Source organism: Leucobacter rhizosphaerae, assembly GCF_022919175.1.
GTDB classification, from domain to species: domain Bacteria; phylum Actinomycetota; class Actinomycetes; order Actinomycetales; family Microbacteriaceae; genus Leucobacter; species Leucobacter rhizosphaerae.
Map to the genome: position 1 here is coordinate 1,485,179 of NZ_CP095043.1, position 21,248 is coordinate 1,506,426.

At 70.4% G+C, this 21,248-nt stretch carries 22 protein-coding genes and 1 pseudogene; 11 read left to right on the forward strand and 12 right to left on the reverse strand.

Features of this window, described 5'->3' with window-relative positions; all coding sequences use genetic code 11:
- Positions 1 to 84: 84 nt before the first annotated feature.
- Entirely contained in the window at positions 85 to 726 is a 642-nt protein-coding gene (phoU, locus tag MUN76_RS06820) for a phosphate signaling complex protein PhoU (protein WP_244688313.1), read from the reverse strand.
- Between the two features lie 140 nt (positions 727 to 866).
- Between phoU and MUN76_RS06825 the strand changes: the two genes are divergently transcribed.
- Both MUN76_RS06825 and MUN76_RS06830 read left to right on the forward strand, forming a co-directional pair.
- Positions 867 to 2,096, forward strand: coding sequence for a sensor histidine kinase (locus MUN76_RS06825; RefSeq protein ID WP_244688314.1), 1,230 nt, complete (start codon positions 867 to 869; stop codon positions 2,094 to 2,096).
- Between the two features lie 13 nt (positions 2,097 to 2,109).
- A complete protein-coding gene (locus tag MUN76_RS06830; protein ID WP_244688316.1) occupies positions 2,110 to 2,805 on the forward strand; it encodes a response regulator transcription factor in 696 nt (231 codons plus the stop codon).
- Between the two features lie 109 nt (positions 2,806 to 2,914).
- On the opposite strand, the gene MUN76_RS06835 is transcribed toward MUN76_RS06830, so the two are convergent.
- Complete coding sequence (locus MUN76_RS06835; RefSeq protein ID WP_244688318.1) at positions 2,915 to 3,496, reverse strand: DNA modification methylase; 582 nt, start codon at positions 3,494 to 3,496, stop codon at positions 2,915 to 2,917.
- A gap of 166 nt (positions 3,497 to 3,662) precedes the next feature.
- Here MUN76_RS06835 and MUN76_RS06840 point away from each other — a divergent pair, with 166 nt between their 5' ends.
- Positions 3,663 to 4,151 carry a CarD family transcriptional regulator gene (locus MUN76_RS06840; protein ID WP_244688320.1) on the forward strand — a complete coding sequence of 163 codons (489 nt, stop codon included), beginning with the start codon at positions 3,663 to 3,665 and terminating at the stop codon, positions 4,149 to 4,151.
- Between the two features lie 87 nt (positions 4,152 to 4,238).
- A pseudogene (gene ispD / locus MUN76_RS15615) lies at positions 4,239 to 5,527 on the forward strand (2-C-methyl-D-erythritol 4-phosphate cytidylyltransferase).
- Positions 5,528 to 5,739: 212 nt separating this feature from the next.
- On the opposite strand, the gene purM reads toward ispD, so the two are convergent.
- The gene (gene purM / locus MUN76_RS06855; RefSeq protein ID WP_244688325.1) at positions 5,740 to 6,849 is read right to left on the reverse strand and encodes a phosphoribosylformylglycinamidine cyclo-ligase; all 1,110 of its coding nucleotides are present in this window, start codon (positions 6,847 to 6,849) and stop codon (positions 5,740 to 5,742) included.
- Between the two features lie 131 nt (positions 6,850 to 6,980).
- Here purM and purF point away from each other — a divergent pair, with 131 nt between their 5' ends.
- Complete coding sequence (gene purF / locus MUN76_RS06860; RefSeq protein WP_244688327.1) at positions 6,981 to 8,441, forward strand: amidophosphoribosyltransferase; 1,461 nt, start codon at positions 6,981 to 6,983, stop codon at positions 8,439 to 8,441.
- Positions 8,442 to 8,543: 102 nt separating this feature from the next.
- On the opposite strand, the gene MUN76_RS06865 is transcribed toward purF, so the two are convergent.
- From MUN76_RS06865 to MUN76_RS06885, 5 genes are all read right to left on the reverse strand, one after another.
- Complete coding sequence (locus MUN76_RS06865) at positions 8,544 to 8,852, reverse strand: twin-arginine translocase TatA/TatE family subunit (protein WP_244688329.1); 309 nt, start codon at positions 8,850 to 8,852, stop codon at positions 8,544 to 8,546.
- 33 nt (positions 8,853 to 8,885) lie between these two features.
- Positions 8,886 to 9,167, reverse strand: a complete 282-nt coding sequence (locus MUN76_RS06870) for a Sec-independent protein translocase subunit TatA/TatB (RefSeq protein WP_244688331.1) — start codon at positions 9,165 to 9,167, stop codon at positions 8,886 to 8,888.
- A 32-nt stretch (positions 9,168 to 9,199) separates the two neighbouring features.
- Positions 9,200 to 9,559, reverse strand: a complete 360-nt coding sequence (locus MUN76_RS06875) for a hypothetical protein (protein ID WP_244688333.1) — start codon at positions 9,557 to 9,559, stop codon at positions 9,200 to 9,202.
- A gap of 43 nt (positions 9,560 to 9,602) precedes the next feature.
- Positions 9,603 to 9,968, reverse strand: coding sequence for a sterol carrier family protein (locus MUN76_RS06880; RefSeq protein WP_244688335.1), 366 nt, complete (start codon positions 9,966 to 9,968; stop codon positions 9,603 to 9,605).
- Positions 9,969 to 10,073: 105 nt separating this feature from the next.
- Positions 10,074 to 10,529: a VOC family protein gene (locus tag MUN76_RS06885; protein WP_244688337.1), complete on the reverse strand. Its 456-nt coding sequence runs from the start codon at positions 10,527 to 10,529 to the stop codon at positions 10,074 to 10,076.
- 69 nt (positions 10,530 to 10,598) lie between these two features.
- Between MUN76_RS06885 and purD the strand changes: the two genes are divergently transcribed.
- Together purD and MUN76_RS06895 are read left to right on the forward strand one after the other, a co-directional pair.
- The gene (gene purD / locus MUN76_RS06890) at positions 10,599 to 11,852 is read left to right on the forward strand and encodes a phosphoribosylamine--glycine ligase (RefSeq protein WP_244688339.1); all 1,254 of its coding nucleotides are present in this window, start codon (positions 10,599 to 10,601) and stop codon (positions 11,850 to 11,852) included.
- Between the two features lie 16 nt (positions 11,853 to 11,868).
- Positions 11,869 to 13,053, forward strand: a complete 1,185-nt coding sequence (locus tag MUN76_RS06895; RefSeq protein WP_244688341.1) for a benzoate/H(+) symporter BenE family transporter — start codon at positions 11,869 to 11,871, stop codon at positions 13,051 to 13,053.
- Between the two features lie 37 nt (positions 13,054 to 13,090).
- Here MUN76_RS06895 and MUN76_RS06900 read toward each other — a convergent pair whose 3' ends face one another.
- Positions 13,091 to 14,017 (reverse strand): SRPBCC family protein, encoded by a 927-nt coding sequence (locus tag MUN76_RS06900; RefSeq protein WP_244688343.1) that lies wholly within the window; start codon positions 14,015 to 14,017, stop codon positions 13,091 to 13,093.
- Between the two features lie 233 nt (positions 14,018 to 14,250).
- Between MUN76_RS06900 and MUN76_RS06905 the strand changes: the two genes are divergently transcribed.
- From MUN76_RS06905 to purQ, 3 genes are all read left to right on the forward strand, one after another.
- Positions 14,251 to 15,141 (forward strand): phosphoribosylaminoimidazolesuccinocarboxamide synthase, encoded by an 891-nt coding sequence (locus tag MUN76_RS06905; RefSeq protein WP_244688345.1) that lies wholly within the window; start codon positions 14,251 to 14,253, stop codon positions 15,139 to 15,141.
- A 188-nt stretch (positions 15,142 to 15,329) separates the two neighbouring features.
- Positions 15,330 to 15,587: a phosphoribosylformylglycinamidine synthase subunit PurS gene (gene purS / locus MUN76_RS06910; RefSeq protein WP_244688346.1), complete on the forward strand. Its 258-nt coding sequence runs from the start codon at positions 15,330 to 15,332 to the stop codon at positions 15,585 to 15,587.
- Positions 15,587 to 16,291: a phosphoribosylformylglycinamidine synthase subunit PurQ gene (purQ, locus tag MUN76_RS06915; protein WP_244688347.1), complete on the forward strand. Its 705-nt coding sequence runs from the start codon at positions 15,587 to 15,589 to the stop codon at positions 16,289 to 16,291. The genes purS and purQ overlap by 1 nt, the downstream gene beginning before the upstream one ends.
- Here the strand turns inward: purQ and MUN76_RS06920 are convergent.
- On the reverse strand, positions 16,288 to 16,797 hold the full coding sequence (locus tag MUN76_RS06920) for a GNAT family N-acetyltransferase (RefSeq protein ID WP_244688348.1): 510 nt from the start codon (positions 16,795 to 16,797) through the stop codon (positions 16,288 to 16,290). The two genes, purQ and MUN76_RS06920, sit on opposite strands and share 4 nt — an antisense overlap.
- Positions 16,798 to 16,885: 88 nt before the next feature.
- Positions 16,886 to 17,908, reverse strand: a complete 1,023-nt coding sequence (locus MUN76_RS06925; protein ID WP_244688349.1) for a hypothetical protein — start codon at positions 17,906 to 17,908, stop codon at positions 16,886 to 16,888.
- Between the two features lie 227 nt (positions 17,909 to 18,135).
- On the opposite strand from MUN76_RS06925, the gene purL reads away from it, so the two are divergent.
- The gene (purL, locus tag MUN76_RS06930) at positions 18,136 to 20,469 is read left to right on the forward strand and encodes a phosphoribosylformylglycinamidine synthase subunit PurL (RefSeq protein ID WP_244688350.1); all 2,334 of its coding nucleotides are present in this window, start codon (positions 18,136 to 18,138) and stop codon (positions 20,467 to 20,469) included.
- 154 nt (positions 20,470 to 20,623) lie between these two features.
- Here purL and tmk read toward each other — a convergent pair whose 3' ends face one another.
- On the reverse strand, positions 20,624 to 21,244 hold the full coding sequence (gene tmk, locus MUN76_RS06935) for a dTMP kinase (protein ID WP_244688351.1): 621 nt from the start codon (positions 21,242 to 21,244) through the stop codon (positions 20,624 to 20,626).
- Positions 21,245 to 21,248 lie beyond the last annotated feature (4 nt).

Genomic DNA, 21,248 nt, shown 5'->3' on the forward strand with positions numbered 1-21,248 from the left:
GCTGACAGCCTACCGTCCGAGCGGACCCGGAGCCCTCGGATCGCCCAGGGCGACGGAGGGGCGGGACCGCCCGGACGAGGCGAGCTAGTCGGTCGAGCCGCTGAGGAAGAACTGCATCTGCTTGGCGACGCTCACCGCGTGATCGCCGAAGCGCTCGTGGTAGCGGCTCGCGAGTGTTGCATCGACCACCCCGGTCGGGTCGTTCGCCAGCTTGTCACTGAGCACCTTCTCGAACACCTTCGCGTGCAGCTCGTCGAGATCGTCGTCGAGGTTGCGCACCTCGTCGATGACGGTCGCCTCCTGCGTGCGGAGCAGCTCGACGATCTTGCCGGCCATCTCCACGTCCAGCGCACCCATGCGCGCGAACGTCTTCTTGAGCCCGCGCGGGATCGCGCTTTCGGGGTAGCGGTACCGGGCCAACTGCGCGATGTGCTGCGAGAGGTCCGCCATCCGCTCGAGCGACGCGCTCATCCGGAGCGCCCCCACGACCAGCCGGAGGTCCGATGCAACCGGCTGCTGGCGTGCGAGAATATCGATGGCGAGCTCGTCGAGCGTCGCGACCATCTCCTCGATGGCCTCGGCCTCGTCGATCACCTTCTCCGCCAGCGACACGTCTGAGTCTCCGAACGCGGTTGTCGCGTCAGAAATCGCTCCCTCGACCAACCCAGCGATTTCGACCAGGCGATCTTGCACCTCGCGGAGCGACTGCTGAAAAACCTCACGCATGCGGTTCCCTCTCTCGTGTTTCTCTGCGCCAATGCGCACTGGTCCAAGTCTGAGCGGCCGTCGTGAACCACGCCACACCGACAGGTGAACAACAGTTGAACTCTGGCGTTCGGCTCCCAGCCTACGCATACGATGAAGGCATGGATCCGACCGCGCTCGTGCTCTCCTCCGTCGCGCTCGGCATCGTCCTCGGCGCCGGGCTCACACTCGCCATCGTCAGCGCACGAGCGGCCGGCCGCCGCCGGTCCGCCGAGATGCGCCCCGAACTGCCGGAGATCGCCACCTCGATCCTCGACGAGATCGAGATCTTCGCGGTGATCCTGGACGCGTCGCTGACGGCCGTCTACGCCAACCCCACGGCCCGCCACGAGCAGCACGTGAGCGGCGAGCAGATCCGGGAGCCGGAGTTCTTGCAGCGCGTGCGACGGGTGATGACGACGGGGATCCCGGACACCCACGATCCCGACCCGAGCAACCCGTCGGACACCGTCCGTATCCACCTCGTTCGCCTGCAGCGGCGCTTCGTCGTGGTGCTCGCGGAGGACCTCGGCGAGGAACAGCGGGTGAACGCCATGCGTCGCGACTTCATCGCGAACGTGAGCCACGAGCTGAAGACGCCGATCGCGGCGATCGGCCTGCTCTCCGAGGCCGTGCAGCAGGCGGCGGACGAGCCCGAGCTCGTGCGCGGGTTCGCGAAGAGCCTGGTGAAGGAGTCCCGACGGCTCGGCGAGCTGTCGCGCGACGTGATCCAGCTCTCGGAGGCGCAGTCGACGCTGCGCCCGGAGGATCGCGAGGAGGTATCCCTGCGCGACCTGGTGCGCGGCGAGGTCGAATCGCATCGCGAGTTCGCGACGCAGCACCGCGTGGAGCTCATCGTGACCGACGACGCCGGCGGATCGCGCGAGGCCGTGATCCTCGGGCGCCCCACCTCGCTCGGCTCGGCGGTCGCGAACCTGCTCAGCAACGCCATCCGGCACTCCCCCGAGGGCGGCCGGGTCGGGGTCGGCATGACCGTTGAACGGGGTCGCTTCCTCGTCACCGTCACCGACCAGGGCGAGGGCATGGCCCCCGAGCACCTGTCGCGCATCTTCGAGCGGTTCTACCGCGTCGACGGTGCCCGCACGCGCGGCGAGGGCGGCACCGGGCTCGGGCTCAGCATCGCCCGGCACACCATGCGCGCCCACGGCGGCGACGTCGACGTCTGGTCGCAGCCCGGGGTCGGTTCGAGCTTCACCCTGACCTTCCCGCTGCCCGACACGAGCACCGACGGCAAACCGAACAAGCGCATGAAGAAGGCGCGGCGGATCGTGCGCGAGGCGACGAAACCCGCGGCGCGCACCCCCGACACGTCCGACACACCGAACCCCTGAAGGGATCCCCCTAGTGGCCCAGCACATCCTGCTCGTCGAGGACGAGGACTCCATCTCGAAGCCCCTCGCGTTCCTGCTCGAACGCGAGGGCTACCGCGTCACGATCGTCGACGACGGGGCCGAGGCGGTCCGCACCTTCTCCGAGATCTCCGTCGACCTCGTGCTGCTGGATCTCATGCTGCCGAGTCTGCCCGGCACGGAGGTCTGCCGGGCGATCCGCCAGACCTCGCAGGTCCCCATCATCATGCTCACCGCGAAGGACAGCGAGATCGACATCGTGGTGGGTCTCGAGCTCGGCGCGGACGACTACATCACCAAGCCGTACTCGACGCGCGAGCTGCTCGCCCGCCTGCGCGCGGCGCTCCGCCGCTCGGCCTCGCCCGTCGACGACGCCGAGGAGGGGTTCGACTCCCTCGTCATCGACGAGCTCGGGGTGCGACTCGACTCGGAGCGGCACACGGTCACCGTGCGCGGCGAAGAGATCACGATGCCGCTCCGCGAGTTCGAGCTGCTCGAGATGCTCATGCGGCACTCGGGCCGGGTGCTCACGCGCGGCCAGCTCATCGACCGGGTCTGGGGCAGCAATTATTACGGCGACACGAAGACCCTCGACGTGCACGTGAAGCGGATCCGAGCGCGGATTGAGGAGGAGCCGTCGAAGCCGGAGCTCATCTCGACCATCCGCGGCGTCGGATACCGGTTCGGCTGAGTTCGGCCCGTGACTCCGGATCCCGCTGACACTCGCTCACGGGATCCGGACCCCGAAACGACGAACGCCCACCGCCGCAGAGGCTGGTGGGCGTTCGTCGTCAGGGCGGCTACTCGGCGGTGTCGTCGCCGACCTTCGGCTCGGCCGCGGCCGCGTCCTCGTCTGCGAGCTGCTCGTCTGCGGCGTCGGTGTCGTCACCCGCACCGAAGCCGACCGGCAGTACGTATTCCTGGTACTCCGCGTGCTCACCGGTGAGCACGGGCACGAAGCGCTGCTCCTCGGAGGCGCCGGGGGTCTGCAGGTAGGCGTCCACGGTCGCGCCGGGCTTGAGGTTCGGGATCGACACGAGCACGGGGGTCTCGACGCCGTTCGGGTTGCCGAAGCGGGTGTTGCCGGTCGGGATCGCGAACTCGGCGCGCGCCTGCTGCGTGCCCTCGCCGGTGAAAGTGATGACGAGCTCGAGCTCCTCGCCGGTCAGGTTCACGGAGCTGAAGACGACGTTGAAGTTCTCGCCGCTCTCATCGGCGATGAGCATGAGGTTGCGCACGCTCACACCCTCGACGTTCACGTCGATGCCGTCGCTCGGCGCGTACGGCACGGTCGTGCCGATGGGCGCGATCAGGCTGCAGCCGGTTGCCCCGAGTGCGATGCCCGCCGCGAGAGCGATGGACGAGGCGATCCGAATCTTCAAGGTGATCCTCCGAGCCGTAGTGTGATGCGTCCTGCGCGCCGCGGAGAGCGACCACAGTTTGAAATCATCTTATCCGGGACCGTGCGGGAGGCGCAGCTTAGGCGACCCTAACTCTTCGGTCCCCAGCTGTGGTATTCTAGTGGCTGGACTGTAAAGGAGCCACTCGATGCAATTTGAGGTCGGAGAGACCGTTGTCTACCCCCACCATGGCGCAGCCAAGATCATCGAGGTGAAGAAGCGGAAGCTCGGAGGAGAAGAAAAACTCTTCCTGAAGCTGCAGGTGAACCAGGGCGATCTGACGATCGAGGTCCCTGCGGAGAACTGTGATCTGGTCGGCGTCCGTGACGTCATCGACCAGGAGGGGCTCGAGCGTGTGTTCGAGGTCCTGCGCGCCCCCTTCACCGAAGAGCCGACCAACTGGTCGCGACGCTACAAGGCCAATCTGGAGAAGCTGGCCTCGGGCGACGTGATCAAGGTGTCGGAGGTTGTTCGTGATCTGTGGCGCCGCGATCAGGAGGTGCGTTCGCTCTCCGCTGGTGAGAAGCGCATGCTCGCGAAGGCGCGGCAGATTCTCGTGTCCGAGCTCGCGCTCGCCGAGAAGACTGACGAGGAGAAGGCCGGGGCGGTGCTCGACAACGTGCTCGCCACCCCGTAGCGCTCTGCTGCACGTGCAACGCCCCGCCCCGTGCGGGGCGTTTCGTGTTTCTGGGCCACGCGTGCGCCACCCGAGTACGCTGGGGGCATGACGAACTCGGGCCTCGCGAACGACCAGGCGCTCGGCGGCGCGACACCGCATCCCCTCCCCACGCTCGGCGTGGTGCTCGTCGCGGCCGGACGCGGAGAACGACTCGGCGCCGACGCCCCCAAGGCGTTCGTCGAGCTCCACGGCCGCGCACTCGTCGAGTTCGGGATCGCCGTCGCTACCTCGCTCCCGCACGCGGGCTGCCTCGTGGTTGTCGTTCCCGAAGACCGTGCCGCGCAGACCCTCGATCTGGTGGATCGGATCGTGCCCGCGGAGGCCCCGTGGACCGTCACGGTGGTCCCCGGCGGACGCGAGCGGCACGAGTCGGTGCGCTTCGGGCTCGACGCCCTGCCCGAGTCGATCGACACCGTGCTCGTGCACGATGCGGCGCGTCCGTTCGCGAGCGCAAACCTCTTCGAGCGGGTCATCGCCGAGGTGCGCGGCACCGGCGACTCGGTGGTGCCGGCCCTGCCCGTGGTCGACACGCTGAAGCGGATCGATGCCGACGGGATCGTGCACGAGACGGTGGATCGCGCCCCGCTCGTTGCGGTGCAGACACCGCAGGGCTTCCCGCGGGAGACCCTGGCGGCGGCGCACGCGACCGCTCAGCTACACACCGATCCCCCGACCGACGACGCCGAGGTCGTGCAGCGGGCGGGCGGGCGGGTCCGCACGGTGCGCGGTGAGATGAACGCGCACAAGCTCACGACGCCCGACGACCTGCGCATCCTCGACAGCATCATGACCGGCAACGCCGTCGGCCTGACGGAGGCGCTGTGATCCGCGTCGGCACGGGGGTCGACGTGCACGCGTTCGATCACGGTGCGCCCCTGTGGCTCGCCGGACTCGAGTGGCCCGGCGAACCGGGGCTGTCGGGGCACAGCGACGGCGATGCCGTCTGCCACGCCATCGTCGATGCGCTGCTCTCGGCCGCGGGCCTCGGCGACATCGGTTCCATGGTCGGCGTCGACGAGCCCGGCGCGGCGGGTGCTGCGAGCACCGGGTTCGTGACCACGGCGCTCGCGCGCCTGGCCGAGCACGGCTGGCGCCCCGTGAACGTGTCGGTGCAGATCGTCGGGCAGCGCCCGAAGCTCTCGCCCCGCCGCGACGAGGCGCAGGACCTGCTGACCCGCGTGGTGGGCGCACCGGTGAGTCTCGGCGCCACGACGACCGATCACCTCGGCTTCACGGGACGTGGTGAAGGGATCGCGGCCGTCGCGACCGCGCTCATCGAGCGCGACGCGGGAGACGGCCCGCGCTCGGCCCCGCTCGATCCCGACGTACGCTGACCCGGACCTGCGCCGATCCCGAGGCTCGACGGCACCTGGCTCGAACGCCTCCTTGTTTACCGAACGCCTCCTTGCTCGCCGAACCCCCTCGAAGTGAGCGCGCAGATCAGAGGCTTTCGGCAAGCTAGGAGGCGTTCGGCGAGCGCGGAGAGGTTCGGTCGAGCTCAGCACACGCGCGCGAGGCGAGCGAGTCGCGCGCGCGACGCCCCGAGCTAAGCCCCGTAAGCTCCGACGAGGCGCACCGCGCCGCCGTCGACACCCTTCGCACCCTGCTCGAAGCCCGCGAAGTCTCGAGACGCGGTCGAGATCGTGCCCGCGACCCAGGTGTCGAGCCCCTCGGCGGTCAGCGCCGCGGCGACCTGCGCCGACTGCGCGGCCGACACGACCGCGAACATGCCGATCCCGAGGTTCCAGGCGCCCTCGAGCGACTCGAGCGAGTGCCCGCCGAGATCCGCGAGGTGGCGGAAGACCGGCAGCGGCGACCAGGCGCCGCGATCCAGCTCGACCCACGACCCCACCGGGAGCACCCGCGCCAGGTTCGCGGCGATCCCGCCGCCCGTGACGTGGCTGAGCGCGTGGATGGCACCGTCGAGCGACGGATCCTCGAGGACGCGCAGGAGCGGCGAGGTGTAGAGCGCGGTGGGGGTGAGGAGGGCCTCGCCGTAGCTCGCCCCGAGGTCGGCGCTGTGGTCGTGGTAGCCGATGCCGCGCTCCGCGAGGATGTGGCGGACCAGCGAGAAGCCGTTGGAGTGCAGCCCCGACGCGGCCATCGCGAGCACCACGTCGCCGTCCTGCACCCGCTCGGGCGACAGCATGCGGTCGGCCTCGACCACACCCGTCGCGGCGCCCGCGACGTCGTACTCGTCCTCACCGAGCAGCCCCGGATGCTCTGCGGTCTCGCCGCCCACGAGCGCGGTGCCGGTCGCCTCGCACGCCTGGGCGATCCCGCGCACGATGTCGGCGATGCGCTCGGGCACGAGCTTGCCGCAGGCGATGTAGTCGGTCATGAAGAGCGGCTTCGCCCCCACGACCACGATGTCGTCGACGACCATCGCCACCAGGTCCTGGCCGATGGTGTCGTGCTTGTCGATCGCCTGCGCGATCGCGACCTTCGTGCCGACCCCGTCGGTGGACGAGGCGAGCAGCGGTCGCCGGTATCCGAGCAGTGCCGAGGCGTCGAAGAGTCCGGCGAAGCCGCCGACGCCGCCGAGCACCTCGGGGCCCTGCGTGCGGGAGACCGCAGATTTCATCAGCTCGACGGCGCGGTCACCGGCCGCGGTGTCCACTCCGGATTGGGCATAGATCGACGCGTTTTCGCTCACCCACCCAGCGTACCCTGCCCCGCACCCCCGGATATTGCGATCCGGGGCCGGGACGCAGCAGGAGTGTGGGAAACTGTTCAGGTGCGCCTGCTCGGCGCCCCACCCACTTCGCAGGGAGATCACGCAAGAGTATGTGCGGCATCGTCGGTATTGTCTCGTCCGAGCCCGTCAACCAGCAGGTCTACGACAGCCTGCTGCTGCTCCAGCACCGCGGTCAGGATTCGACCGGCATCGCGACGCTCGACGGCGACTTCTTCCACGTCGTGAAGGCCAAGGGCCAGGTGCGCGAGGCGTACCGCACCCGCGACATGCGACTGCTCACCGGCAACGTGGGGCTCGGCCACGTGCGCTACGCCACCCGCGGCTCCGCGGCGCACGAGGAGGAGGCGCAGCCGTTCTACGTGGGCGCGCCCTACGGCATCATCCTCGTCCACAACGGCAACCTCACGAACACCCGCGAGCTGACGGCGGACCTCTACAACGTCGATCGCCGCCACCTCAACACCCACTCGGACACCGAGCTCCTCCTCAACGTGCTCGCCAACGAACTGCAGGCCGGGATCGCCGGGCTCCAGCTCGACGAGGAGCAGGTCTTCGGCGCCGTCTCGCGTCTCCACGACCGCGTCGAGGGATCGTACGCCTCGATCGCGCTCATCGCTGGGTACGGGCTGCTCGCGTTCCGCGACCCGCACGGCATCCGCCCCCTGGTGCTCGGTCGCCGCACGGGACCGACTGGCTCGGACGAGTGGGTCGTCGCCTCCGAGTCGCTCGTGCTCGAGTCGGGCGGCTATGAAACCGTCCGCGACGTGGAGCCCGGCGAAGCGATCCTCATCTCCCCCGACGGCACGATGCAGTCGCGGCAGTGCGCCACGAGCGCCCGTCTCGTACCGTGCGCGTTCGAGTACATCTACCTCGCGCGCCCCGACTCCGTGCTGAGCGGTATCTCGGTCTACGATGCGCGACTCCGCCTCGGCGACGTGCTGGCCGAGCAGATCCGCACCGAACTCCCCGACGTCAACATCGACGTCGTCATGCCGATCCCCGACTCCGCGCGCCCGAGCGCGATGCAGGTCGCGCAGAAGCTCGACATCCCGTATCGCGAGGGGTTCTTCAAGAACCGCTACGTGGGCCGCACCTTCATCATGCCCGGCCAGGCCGTGCGCAAGAAGAGCGTACGCCAGAAGCTGAACGCGATGAGCGTCGAGTTCAAAGGCAAGGACGTGCTCATCGTCGACGACTCGATCGTGCGCGGCACGACCTCGCGCGAGATCGTCGAGATGGCGCGTGCGGCGGGCGCGAAGTCCGTGATCTTCGCCTCGGCGGCCCCGCCCGTGACCCACCCGCACGTCTACGGCATCAACATGCCGTCGCGCGAAGAGCTCATCGCTCACAACCGATCAGCGGCGGAGATCGCGGCGGAACTCGGTGCGGATCACCTCATCTACCAGACCGTCGAGGGCATGAATCGCGCGATCCTGGCGGGCCAGTCCGAGGTCACCGAGCTCGAGCAGAGCTGCTTCACCGGCGAGTACATCGCCGGGCAGATCACCCCGGAGTACCTCTCCTGGGTCGAGGCCACGCAGCAGAGCTGACTGCCGACGCGCGCTCGCGGGCGAGCGGGCGAGACCGATACCCGGAAACGCGAACGGCCGCCGCGCAGGAGAGCGCGAGCGGCCGTCTCGGGCTGTAGCGGACTACGGCCGGTTGTCGGGCGTCCCGGTGCGGTCGGACGGCGAGCGCGGGGTCTCCGGCGAGGGGACCGCGGGCGGTGCGGGCGGCTGCGTGGTGGTCGACGCAGGGCTCGCCGGTGCGGCCGGGCTGGGGGGTGTCGCACCCTCCTCGGCGTTGACGTTCTCCGCGGCGTCGGTCCGGACCTCCTTCTTGAGGATCCGCATCGACTGTCCCAGGCTCTTCGCCAGGCCGGGAAGCTTCGGTGCGCCGAACAACAGCAGCACGATGAAGAGGATCACCAGCAGCGTGGGGCCTGAGAGGTTTCCAAACATAGCGGGTTCGCTCCGATCGTTGAGGTCAGCTCATTATCGCACGTCGGGCTGACCGGGCACGGGAGCCGCGGCCGGCGCCTGCGTCGTGACCGGGGTCGCAGCAGGCGCAGTCGCCGCCTCGGCAGCGACGGGAGCAGCCGCCGGACCCGGCGCGGGAGCGGCGTCGTCACCGGCGTCCGAGCGGACCTCCTTGCGCAGGATGCGCATCGACTGACCGAGGCTCTTCGCGAGGCCCGGCAGCTTCGGGGCACCGAAGATCAAGAGCACGATAAAGACGATGACGAGGAGGTGCGCTCCCCCAAGATTCTGCAGCATGATTCCCGCTCCCGTTCCTTCGGATGACGCGATTATCGCACGTCAGACTGGATGGCGACGCCGGTCCCGCGCTGCCGTTTCGCCACGGCGCTGAGCACCAGCACCAGCAGTCCGCCGATCCCGAGCCCGATGGCCGCACCGATGAGCATGGCGAAGCCCGTGACCTGGCCGAGGGTGTACTCGGCACCCTCCTCGACCGGGAAGAGCAGCGACACGAGCGCCGCGATCAGGGCACCCGCAATGGCGGCGCCGATGACCACACGACCGACGCGGACGGAGCGCTGCAGCGTGACCTCGCGCTCGGCTTCCTCGACGACGCTGGGGGCCTCGACGGGTTCGGAGGCCTCGGCGGGTTCGTCGGCCGGTGCGGCTGCGGGATCGGGCGTACTCATACGTCCATTGTCTCAGCTTGCGGCTGGGTATCCGACCGGCCGCTCAGTCCCGTCGGCGGAGCAGGGGCAGCAGGCCGTCCAGGTTCGCCCGTGACCCCGACGCCGACACGCGTGCGGCCGCAAGCGCCTCCTCCCACGCGAGGTCGCCGGTCGCCAGCGCGATCCAGGTCGCCGGATCGGTTTCGATGACGTTCGGCGGGGTACCGCGAGTGTGCCGGGGCCCCGGAACGCACTGCGTCGCCCCGAACGGCGGGACCCGCACCTCGACCGAGTTGCCGGGCGCGCGCTCCGCCAGTTCCTCGAGCAGGTACCGGACGGCGGTCGCGAGCTCCGGGCGCGCGCTGCTGCCGCCCTCGACGGCCAGGATCGCTGCTCGGCCGTCCTCGATCGGGATGCGTCGTTTCGCCACGGTGTGCCTCCAGGCTCGGGAGTGATGCCACGGGGCATCGGGGTGGTCGGGGTGGATCGTGCGCGCCGGTGCTCCCGATGTCGGCCCGGCTGCCGGTCGAAGTTGCTACCCGGCGGCGCAGAACTCGTTGCCCTCGGGGTCGCGCATCACCCACCAGCGGCCCGCGGGCCCCTGGTCGACGAGCTCCACCCGGGTCGCCCCGATCTGCTCCAGGCGCGCGACCAGGCCCTCGATGTCGCCGCCGTCGTCGTGCAGGTCCAGGTGGAGCCGGTTCTTCACCGTCTTCGCCTCGGGCACGGCCTGGAACAGGATCCGTCGCCCCTGCCCGACACCCGTGAAGCCGTCGAACGGATCGTCGGGGTGCCGGATCGCGGCGAGGCCCCCGAACCGCTGTCCACCCCCGTACGCGACGACGGCGGCCGGAGGGAGCTGGCCGTCGGCGAGGAGCCGCTGGATGAGCGCGCTCGGATCCTCCACCGCGTAGCCCAGCGCCGCCGCCCAGAAGTCGGCGAGGGTGTTCGCGTCCCGGCAGTCGATGACGAGCTTCCAGTGCAGTGCCATAGCCACATCCTACGCCGCGCCGAAACGACGCCCGATGCGACGCCCGATCCGACCCACTATCCTGGAGCGGTGAAGATCCTCGTGCTGGGCCCGGGCGCCCGCGAACACGCTCTCGTCCTGTCGCTGATCTCCGAGGAGGCCGGCCACGACGTGGTCTGCGCCCCCGGCAACGCGGGCATCTCGGCGAGCGGCGTTGAGACCCCCGAGCTCGACTACACCGACCCCGACGCAGTCGCGGCATTCGTGCAGGAGCGCGGCTTCGACCTCGTGGTCATCGGCCCCGAGGCACCGCTCGTCGCCGGGGTGGCGGATCCGCTCCGCGCCGCCGGCGTGCCCGTGTTCGGGCCGAACCAGGATGCCGCGCAGCTCGAGGGCTCCAAGGCCTTCGCCAAGCGGGTCATGGACGCCGCCGAGGTACCGACGGGCCGCGCGGTGCGCGTCGATACCGTCGACGCAGCGGCCGCCGTGCTCGATGAGTTCGGCGCGCCCTACGTCGTGAAGGCCGACGGCCTGGCCGCCGGCAAGGGGGTGCTCGTCACGTCCGACCGCGATGCCGCGCTTGCCCACGTCGCCACCTGGGCACCGCACGGTGACGTGCTCATCGAGGAGTTCCTCGACGGCCAGGAGGTCTCCCTCTTCTTCTTCGCGGACGGGCACGACGTCGTGGCACTCAGCCCGGCGCAGGACTACAAGCGGATCTTCGACGGCGATGAGGGCCCCAATACGGGCGGCATGGGCGCGTACTCCCCGCTCCCCTGGGTGCCGTCGGACTTCGTCGAGGAGATCACGCGCACCGTCGCACTCCCCACCGTGCGGCAGCTCGAGGCCGAGGGCACGCCGTTCATCGGTCTCCTCTACTGCGGCCTCATCGTGACGGAGCGCGGCGTGCGTGTCATCGAGTTCAACGCCCGGTTCGGCGATCCCGAGACCCAGGTGGTGCTCGCGCGCCTCGACTCGCCGCTCAGCCGCTACCTCCTCGCAGCCGCGAACGGCACGCTCGCCGAGCAGCCGGCGCCCGAGTTCTCCGCGGATCCCGCCGTGATCGTGGTGGTCGCGAGCGAGGGCTACCCCGGCGACGTGACGACCGGCCGCATGATCAGCGGGCTCCGTGCCGCGGGTGAGGTCCCCGGGGTGCACATCGTGCACGCGGCGACCGCGCGCGGCCCCGAGGGCGAGTGGGTCGCGACCGGCGGGCGTGTGCTCGGTGTGGTGGCCCGGGGTGAGACCTTCGCCGAGGCGCGTGAGCGCGCCTACACGGCCGCGGACCTGATCGAGCTCGAGGGCGCCCAGCGCCGGAGCGACATCGCGGCGCGCGTCGCCTAGCCGAGCACCGCGCCTCATGCCAGCGGCGGGATCGCCCAGCGTTCTCCGACCCATCTCTGCAGGAGTCGTCTCGGGGCTGGTCGGCTTCACCGGACCGTTCGTCGTCGTGCTCGCCGGACTCGCCGCCGTCGGCGCGAATCCCGAACAGGCCTCGAGCGGGCTGCTCGCCGTCAGCGTGCTCATGGGGCTGTCGTGTGTACTGCTGTCGCTCTGGACGCGCCTCCCGATCTCCATCGCGTGGTCGACGCCCGGCGCGGCGCTGCTCGTCGCCACCGGGCCGGCGGAGGGCGGCTGGCCGGCTGCCGTCGGGGCGTTCCTGATCACAGGCGCGCTCATCGTGCTCACCGGCCTCGTGCCGCAGCTCGGGGCGCTCATCTCGCGGATCCCGACGCCGCTCGCGCAGGCGATGCTCGCGGGCATCCTGCTCCAACTGTGCCTCGGCCCGATCACCGGGCTGGCCGCGAACCCGTTCGAGGTCGCGCCCGTCGTGCTCGTCTGGCTCGCGGCGCTCCGGTTCCTGCCGCGCTGGGCGTCGCCGCTCGCCTTCGTGGCGGCCGCCGTGGTCATCGCGATCCACGTCGCGGTCTCCGGCGCTCCGATCGACGCTCAGGCGCTCGCGCCGCGCCTCGAGTTCACGGCCCCCGCCTTCACGCTCAGCGGGCTGGTCAGCATCGCGCTGCCGCTGTACCTGGTGACGATGGCGTCCCAGAACGTGCCGGGGGTCGCGGTGATGCGCGGGCTAGGGTATGAGGTGCCCTGGCGGCGCTCGATGCTCGTGACCGGCGTCGGCACCATGATCGGGGCACCCGCCGGCGGCCACGCGATCAATCTCGCGGCGATCAGTGCGGCCCTGGCCGCGGGGCCGGACGCCGGGGAGGATCGCTCACGGCGGTGGATCGCGAGTGTCACCACCGGCGCCGTCTACGTGACGCTCGGGATCGCCTCCGCCGCGTTCGGCGTGCTCGTGTCGCTGGCCCCCGTCGGGGTCATCGCCGCCGTGGCCGGGCTCGCGCTGATCGGGACGCTCATCACGTCACTGCAGGCGACGCTCGCCGAGCCCGCGGACCTGGTGCCCGCGGCCGTGTGCTTCATCACGGCGGCGTCCGGGATCGCGATCGGCGGGATCAGCGCCGCGTTCTGGGCGCTGATCTTCGGACTCGCCGTGCGCTGGGTGCTCCGGATCGGGCGCGGCGGGTCCTAGCGGGCTCGCCCCGCTGCGAGGCGGCCCGGACGCCGACTCAGCTGGGGCGGGAGCCCCGGATCAGCGTGTCGAAATCGGGCTCGTCCGGGTCGGCCGCGGAGTCCTCGGCGGGTGCGGGCTCGGGCTCGACTTCCTGCACTGGCTCGGATGTCGCCGCGGGCTCGTCCTCTTGCGCGGACTCGGAGGCCGACGCGGGCTCCTCCCCGGCCTCGCGCTCCAGCTCCGAGTCGTCGACCGCTGCGTCCGCCGAGGTGCCAGTTTCGACTTCGGTGTCAGCATCAGTAGCGGTGTCTGCCTCAGCCTCGAGCTCCGGCTCAGCCTGGGGCCCAGGTGAAGCCTCGGCTGCTGTCTCCGACGCGGTGTCGGAGCCGGTCTCCGTCGCGGTCTCACCCTCGGCCTCGGCCTCGGCCTCCGCTACCAGCTCCGCCTCGACCTCCGCATCGGACTCGAGCTCATCCTCGACCTCAACATCGTCCTCGACGTCGACGTCGACAGCATCCGCCGTCTCACCGGCCGGCACGGTCTCGGTCGCCCCCGCGAGGGATCCCGACGCGATGGCGGCCTCCACCGAGGCGACGAGGTCCGCGAGCAGCACCTGCCAGCCGTCCTGCGACGCCGCGGCGCGCTCCGCGGGCGACGGCAGCACGTCGAACCCGGTCTCGGTGACGGTGATCCCGGTTTCGGGGCCCTGCGAGCGGAGCGTCACCAGCACTGCGGTCGAGTGCGCGTCCCCGGCCTCGCTCCAGCGGAAGCCGATGGCGTGCCCCTCCACCCAGACGTCGACGTCTCCGGAGGCGTCGCGAGACACCGCGGTCTCCCCGGAGGTCTCGGTCCAGCGCTCGGTCACGGCACCGCCGACCCTGGGCTCGAGCTCCAGCTCGGGCCACCACGACTTCCGCAGTTCGGGGTCGATCACTGTCGCCCACACCGCGGCTCGCGGCGCACGCACTCGGTTCCGTGCCACCACCGGTCCCAGCGGGATCATAGCTCTCCTCCATCACGACCCGGCCGCGCTCCGGCCACCTCTGATGCGGTGATCGGATACGCGAATCGGCCCTCAGTGATGACCTTAATCCCACCCGCTGACAACCAGCCTGAGCGACGATGGAATGTCGCGGGACCCGCGTCGCAGGCCGGCGCTGCACGGCCTCGACGGACTCGTGCCCGGCACCCGCGCCGGGGTGGGAGAATGGTCGGGTGACCCTCTCCAACACCGCCCCCGCACTCGACGGCTGGCAGCACCGGTACTCCGGCAAGGTCCGCGATCTCTACGTCCCCGAGCACGGCCCGGATTCCACCCTGCTCGTAGTCGCGAGCAACCGGGTGAGCGCGTTCGACCACGTGCTCGAGCCCCCGATCCCGGGCAAGGGTGCGCTGCTCACCGCGCTCTCGAACTGGTGGTTCTCGCGCATCGACATGCCGAACCACCTCGCCTCCCCCGCCGACGCGCCCCCGATGCCTGCGGAAGTCGCGGATCGCGCGATGCTGTCACGCCGGCTCGAAATGTACCCGATCGAGTGCGTGGTGCGCGGCGCCCTCACCGGCTCCGGATTCCTCGAGTACCAGCGCACCGGTGCGGTCTGCGGCATCGACCTCCCGGCCGGGATCGAGGACGGCGATCTGCTCGACACCCCGATCTACACTCCTGCGTACAAGGCGCCGCTCGGCGAGCACGACGAGAACATCAGCTTCGAGCGCAGCGCCGAGCTCGTGGGCCTCGAGATCGCGACGGCGCTGCGGGACGCATCGCTCCGAATCTTCACCGAGGCGCGGGATCTCGCCGCCGAACGCGGCGTGATCCTCGCCGACACGAAGTTCGAGTTCGGTCGGGATCCCGAAACCGGAGAGCTGGTGCTCGCCGACGAGGTCCTGACGAGCGACTCGTCCCGCTACTGGGACGCGAGCGTCTACTTCGATGCGTCGCTCGGCCGCGCGGAGCGGCTCGCCTCGTTCGACAAGCAGATCGTGCGCAACTGGCTGCGCGTCAACTGGGATCAGACCGGGGAGCCGCCCGTGCTGCCCGACGAGATCGTGGCGCAGACCTATGCGCGGTACCGCGAGCTGTACGCACGCCTCACCCAGGGCTGACCCCCGGACTGAGCCCCGAGCGACCGTCACTCCCACAGGAGATGCCACTCCTGCAGGGTGATTTCCGAGGAAACCCTCCTGCGTGAGTGACATCTCCGGCACGTGAGGCGCGAGCCCCCGCGCCGTCCGGAGCGACCGCGCGCACGGGATAGAATGAGCACGCTCGCTTCTACGAATTTGGAGACCCGGTGCCCACGATTGTTGTTGATGTCATGCCCAAGGCCGAGTTGCTCGATCCGCAAGGCAAGGCGACCACCGGCGCGCTGGCCCGCCTGGGTCACGGCAAGTTCGAGAACGTCCGGATCGGCAAGCGCTTCGAGTTCTCCGTCGACGGCGAGGTGACGCCCGAGATCCTGGCCGAGGTGCGCCAGGTCGCCGATGAGATCCTGTCCAACGGTGTCATCGAGGACGTCGTCGCGATCACCGTCGACGGCGAGGCCGCGTAGTGGCACCCCGGATCGGGGTCGTCACCTTCCCCGGATCCCTCGACGACCGCGACGCGCAGCGCGCGATCCGTCTCGCCGACGCCGAGCCGGTCGCCCTCTGGCACGCCGACCATGACCTCCAGGGCGTCGACGCGATCGTGCTCCCCGGCGGCTTCAGCTACGGCGACTACCTCCGCCCCGGAGCCATCGCCGCGATCTCGCCCATCATGACCGAGGTCGTCGCGGCGGCGAACGCCGGCACCCCCGTCCTCGGCATCTGCAACGGGTTCCAGGTGCTCGTCGAGGCGCACCTGCTCCCCGGCGGGCTGATCCGCAACGCGCACCAGCAGTTCATCCGCCGCGACCAGCGCCTCATCGTCGAGAACGCGTCCACCGCGTGGACCTCGGACTTCGAAGTGGGCGAGGAGATCATCATCCCGCTCAAGAACGGCGACGGCGGCTACATCGCGAACGACGAGACCCTCCGCCGCCTCGAGGGCGAGGGCCTCATCGCCTTCCGCTATGCCGGGGTCAACCCGAACGGCTCGCTTAACGAGATCGCGGGCCTCTCGAACGCGCGCGGCAACGTCGTCGGCCTCATGCCGCACCCCGAGCACGCAGTGGAGCCGGGCTTCGGCCCCGACACCTCCGAGGCGATGCGCTCAGGCCTTGACGGACTCCGGTTCTTCACGAGCGCCGTCCGGTCGCTCGCCGCGAAGGTCTAGGCGACCTCCGCCGGCCGGGGTGCGGCCTCTGCGTCCTGGCCGGAATCGGCGTCCTCGCCGGGGCCTCCCGCGAGATCGAGCCGGTAGGCGAAGATCCGTCGGGTGCCATCACTGACGGTGATCACGAACTCGCGCTCGGGCACCCGCACGAAGCCGAGCCGCTCGTAGAGCCGTTGCGCGGCCAGCATCTGCTCGCCCGTGTGCAGGACGACGCTGCGCAGTCCGCGCTCGCGGGCCACACGGGCGCAGTGCGACATGAGGATCGCGCCGACCCCCAAGCCGCGGGCTTCGGGTGCGACGCCGAGCAGCCGCACATCCAGCTCGTCCTCGCGACTGTCGGAGAGCTGCCGTTCGCCGGGGCGCGGAATGGTCACCGAGCCGAGGATGCGCCCCGCCTGCTCCGCCACCAGCACCTCGGCACCGACATCGCGCCCGGCGACGTCCTCGATCTCCGCGAGGTACCCACCGTCGAGGCGGTACGCCGTCTCGTAGGCCGCGCGCACCATCCTCCCCACGGAGGCGTACTCGTCAGGGCGGACGCGGCGGATCTCGATCCCACTCGCGTGCGCCCCGGAACCCTGCAGCGCCGTCCCCTCAGCGCTGGAGCGCGGAGAAGTCGGGCTGACCATCGGGGCCGGCCGGGAGCGGGCGGCCGTCGGCGAAGGTCGGCCACGGCAGGAGCTGCGGTGCGGGCTCTGCCTGGCCCTGGCCCTGCTGGGCCACCGGCTGCTGCTGGCCGGGGTACGGCTGCGCCGGGAGCTGCTGCCCCGGGTAGGGCTGCTGCGCCGGGTACCCCTGCGCCGACACCTGCTGGGCGCCCGGGAAGGGCTGCGCCGATCCGGTCAGGAACGGCTGCGCGGCCGCCCGCTGCGCCGCTGCGGCCCGGGCCGCGTCGCGAGCCTCGGACCCGCTCGACCAGCGCAGCAGCAGGGTGATCGAGAGACCGAGTGCGGTCAGGATCAGCAGCGCCGTGGCGATCTTCCAGTACAGATCGGGGATGTGCAGGTCGAACGCCTCGATGCCGACCGGAGCCGTGAAGAGGATCCCGGAGAGCACGGCGAACACGCTGGTGATGAAGGCGAACCGGCTGACGACCTCGCTCGTGCGCGATCCCATGCCGAGGAGCAGCTGGCAGCCCAGAATCACGAGCCGTGTGACGAGGATCACGAACAGCGACTTCCAGAAGATCTCCCAGATCAGGGTGAAGGAGTCGTACCGCGTCATCCAGATCACGATGAGCAGGAGCGAGAGGATGTAGGCGTTGGCGATGAGCGCGACCGGTGCGTACCAGTCGGACTTCTGCTCGCGCCGGGTGTCGAGCGCCGTGAACAGCACGAAGACGGCGAACAGCGCGAAGGTCGAGAAGACCCGCTCGAACTTGCCCTCGAACTGGCCGATGAAGAGCAGGGAGATCGACGCGATCGTGAGTCCGGCGAGCAGGATGATGCTCACCTTCAGGAAGGTCGACATCTTCCGGGGCTTCGGCGCCTGCGGCGCCTGCGGGTGCTGGGCCGGGGCCTGCGCGACCGGGGCGCTCGGCGGGGTCTGCGCTGCGGGCGCCGCCGAGGTCGCCTGGGGCGCGTTCGAGCCGGGGGTCTGCGTGTTCGAATCGCTCATACCTGTCAGTCTTGCGTGTTCGCCTGAGATTCGCCACTCTCGTGACGCGAAACGCGCGCGGGATCGCCGCAGCGCCCCGGATCCGATCCCCGTGCGGCGAAGCCCGCGGCGGCACCGCGGACCTCAGAATCCCACGTAGACTGGGAGCGACCTTTCGGCTCGCCTCCACCGGCACTATCCGGCGCGCGCCACTTGATCCCGGCCTACACCAACGGAGCACATCAAGCGTGACTGACACCGACGCAACCACCACCGGTCCCCGCCCCGACACCGTCGCCGATGCGGCGGCGACGCCCGAGCGGGAGCAGCCGTACGGCGCGCTGGGCCTGAAGGAGGACGAGTACCTCCAGATCCGCGAGATCCTGGGCCGCCGCCCGACCTCCGGCGAGCTCGCCATGTACTCCGTGATGTGGTCGGAGCACTGCTCCTACAAGTCCTCGAAGATCTACCTGCGCCAGTTCGGCAAGAAGGTCACCGAGAAGATGCAGGAGCGTCTCCTCGTCGGCATGGGTGAGAACGCCGGTGTGATCGATGTCGGCGAGGGCTGGGCGGTGACCTTCAAGGTCGAGAGCCACAATCACCCCTCCTACATCGAGCCGTTCCAGGGCGCCGCGACCGGCGTCGGCGGCATCATCCGCGACATCATCTCCATGGGTGCGCGCCCCGTCGCCGTCATGGATCAGCTCCGCTTCGGCGCGATCGACGATCCCGACACCGCGCGCGTGGTGCACGGAGTCGTCTCCGGTATCTCCTCCTACGCGAACTGCCTCGGCCTGCCGAACCTCGGCGGCGAGACCGTCTTCGACGGCGTCTACCAGGCGAACCCGCTCGTGAACGCCCTCGGCGTGGGCGTGCTGCGCCACGAGGACCTCCACACCGCGAACGCCTCCGGCCTCGGCAACAAGGTCGTACTCTTCGGCGCGCGCACGGGCGGCGACGGGATCGGCGGCGCCTCGATCCTCGCCTCCGACAGCTTCAGCGAGGGCGGCCCGACGAAGCGGCCCGCGGTCCAGGTCGGCGATCCGTTCGCCGAGAAGGTGCTCATCGAGTGCTGCCTCGAGCTGTTCCACGGCGATCTCGTCGAGGGCATTCAGGATCTCGGCGCGGCCGGTATCTCCTGCGCGACCTCCGAGCTGGCCGCGAACGGCGACGGCGGCATGTTCATCGAGCTCGACAGTGTGCTGCTGCGGGATCCGTCGCTCACCGCCGAGGAGATCCTCATGTCGGAGAGCCAGGAGCGCATGATGGCGGTCGTGGCGCCGGAGAAGCTCGACGCGTTCCTCGCGGTGACCGCGAAGTGGGACGTCGAGACGAGTGTGCTCGGCGAGGTCACCGACACGAACCGGCTCGTCATCAACTGGCGCGGCGAGGAGATCGTGAACGTCGATCCCTCGACCGTCGCCGTGGACGGCCCGGTCTACGAGCGCCCCGTCGCCTACCCGACGTGGATCGACGCGCTCCAGGCTGACACCGTGCGGGCAGCTGGACTCGCCCGTTCGGCGGCCGGCGAGGACCTGCGGGCGCAGCTCGTCGCGGTCGCGGCCTCCCCGAATCAGGCCGATGTTTCGTGGATCACGAACCAGTACGACAAATACGTGCTCGGCAACACCGCACTCTCCTTCCCCGACGGTGCCGGCATGATCCGCGTCGACGAGGAGAGCGGGCTCGGCGTCGCCATCGCCACGGACGCCAATGGCCGCTACTGCCAGCTCGACCCCTACGTGGGATCGCAGCTCGCGCTCGCCGAGGCGTACCGCAACGTCGCCACCTCGGGCGCCGTGCCGACGGCCGTCACGGACTGCCTCAACTTCGGCAGCCCGGAGAACCCCGAGGTGATGTGGCAGTTCTCCCGCTCGGTCGAGGGGCTCTCCGACGCGTGCCTCGCGCTCGAGGTGCCGGTCACCGGCGGCAACGTCTCGCTCTACAACCAGACGGGCGACGTGCCCATCCACCCGACCCCCGTGGTCGGTGTGCTCGGCATCATCGATGACGTCGCGCGCCGGGTGCCGAGCGGTTGGCAGGACGAGGGCGAGCACCTCTACCTGCTCGGCGTCACCCGCGACGAGCTCGACGGCTCGGCCTGGGCCGGCACGGTCCACGATCATCTCGGCGGTCGCCCGCCGGTCGCCGACCTCGACGCGGAGCGCGCGCTCGCCGAGCTGCTGCACGCCGCCTCGCAGGGCGGGCTGCTGTCGGGCGCTGTGGACCTCTCTGAGGGCGGCCTGGCGCAGGCGCTCACCGACGGTGCGCTCCGCTTCGGTGTGGGTGCGCGCGTGTGGATCGAGGAGATCCTCTCGCGCGACGGCGTCGACGCGACGGCCGCACTCTTCTCCGAGTCTCAGGCCCGTGTGCTCGTGGCCGTGCCGCACGAGGAGGAGGTCAAGTTCCGCGGGCTGTGCTCCGGCCGCGATTTCCCGGTGCTGCGGATCGGCGTCACCGACGGCCGCGGCGAGTCGGCCGCCATCGAGCTGCAGGATCGCTTCACGCTTCCCCTCTCCGAGCTACGGTCGGCCGCACAGGCGACACTCCCCGCGCGCTTCGGCGCGGTCATCGCGGAGTAGCGCCCGGCTGCGGGGGTCGTGCGGCAGTGGGACTGCCGGCGCGGCCCCCGCGGTGTGCGGTGCGCGCGGCGGTTCGCGGCGCGCTGCATGAGGTGCGCGCGACCTCTGCCGCTCGCACGGCGTGCACCGCACGTGCGGGGTCGGCCAAAGATCGTCAGCGCGACAGCAGTGCCGAGACCCGTCCAACGATCTGCAGGTGCAGCTCCTCCGGGGGCAGAGTGGCGTCGAGGACCAGGAACCGGTGCGGATCCGCCTTCGCGAGCGCCCGGAATCCGTCGCGCACACTCTGGTGGAACTCGGTCGCCTCGGACTCGAGACGATCCGCGGTGCCGCCGCGAGCGACCCGGCGCGCAGCGGCGGCCTCGGGCGCAATGTCCAGGAGCACGGTCAGCTCGGGCTGCAACTCCTCGGTCGCCCACGCGCTGATGCGCCGAACGTCCTCGACGTTGAGCACTCGCCCCGCACCCTGATACGCCAGGGACGAGTCGATGTAGCGATCCTGCACGACCACGGCGTCGCGCTCGAGCGCCGGCCGCACGATGGTGGCCACGTGCTGCGCGCGGTCCGCGGCGTAGAGGAGCGCTTCGGCCCGCGGGTCGACCGAGCCGCCGTGCAGCAGCAGCTTGCGCAGTTCGACGCCGAGCGTCGTGCCTCCGGGCTCTCGAGTGCGCACGACCTCATGGCCGCGTTCCTCGAGCCAGCCCGCGAGCATCTCGGACTGGGTGGTCTTCCCCGCGCCGTCGCCACCCTCGAGGGTGATGAAGAGTCCCGCCATGCGC

What these genes read in the sequence shown, in the direction of transcription:
- phoU (WP_244688313.1), bottom strand. Translation starts at nt 726, where the DNA reads ATGCGTGAGGTTTTTCAGCAGTCGCTCCGCGAGGTGCAAGATCGCCTG.
- tmk (WP_244688351.1), bottom strand. Translation starts at nt 21,244, where the DNA reads ATGGCGGGACTCTTCATCACCCTCGAGGGTGGCGACGGCGCGGGGAAG.
- MUN76_RS06920 (WP_244688348.1), bottom strand. Translation starts at nt 16,797, where the DNA reads ATGGTGCGCGCGGCCTACGAGACGGCGTACCGCCTCGACGGTGGGTAC.
- MUN76_RS06885 (WP_244688337.1), bottom strand. Translation starts at nt 10,529, where the DNA reads ATGGCACTGCACTGGAAGCTCGTCATCGACTGCCGGGACGCGAACACC.
- purF (WP_244688327.1), top strand. Translation starts at nt 6,981, where the DNA reads ATGTGCGGCATCGTCGGTATTGTCTCGTCCGAGCCCGTCAACCAGCAG.
- MUN76_RS06865 (WP_244688329.1), bottom strand. Translation starts at nt 8,852, where the DNA reads ATGTTTGGAAACCTCTCAGGCCCCACGCTGCTGGTGATCCTCTTCATC.
- MUN76_RS06825 (WP_244688314.1), top strand. Translation starts at nt 867, where the DNA reads ATGGATCCGACCGCGCTCGTGCTCTCCTCCGTCGCGCTCGGCATCGTC.
- MUN76_RS06895 (WP_244688341.1), top strand. Translation starts at nt 11,869, where the DNA reads ATGCCAGCGGCGGGATCGCCCAGCGTTCTCCGACCCATCTCTGCAGGA.
- MUN76_RS06925 (WP_244688349.1), bottom strand. Translation starts at nt 17,908, where the DNA reads ATGAGCGATTCGAACACGCAGACCCCCGGCTCGAACGCGCCCCAGGCG.
- MUN76_RS06875 (WP_244688333.1), bottom strand. Translation starts at nt 9,559, where the DNA reads ATGAGTACGCCCGATCCCGCAGCCGCACCGGCCGACGAACCCGCCGAG.
- MUN76_RS06840 (WP_244688320.1), top strand. Translation starts at nt 3,663, where the DNA reads ATGCAATTTGAGGTCGGAGAGACCGTTGTCTACCCCCACCATGGCGCA.
- MUN76_RS06870 (WP_244688331.1), bottom strand. Translation starts at nt 9,167, where the DNA reads ATGCTGCAGAATCTTGGGGGAGCGCACCTCCTCGTCATCGTCTTTATC.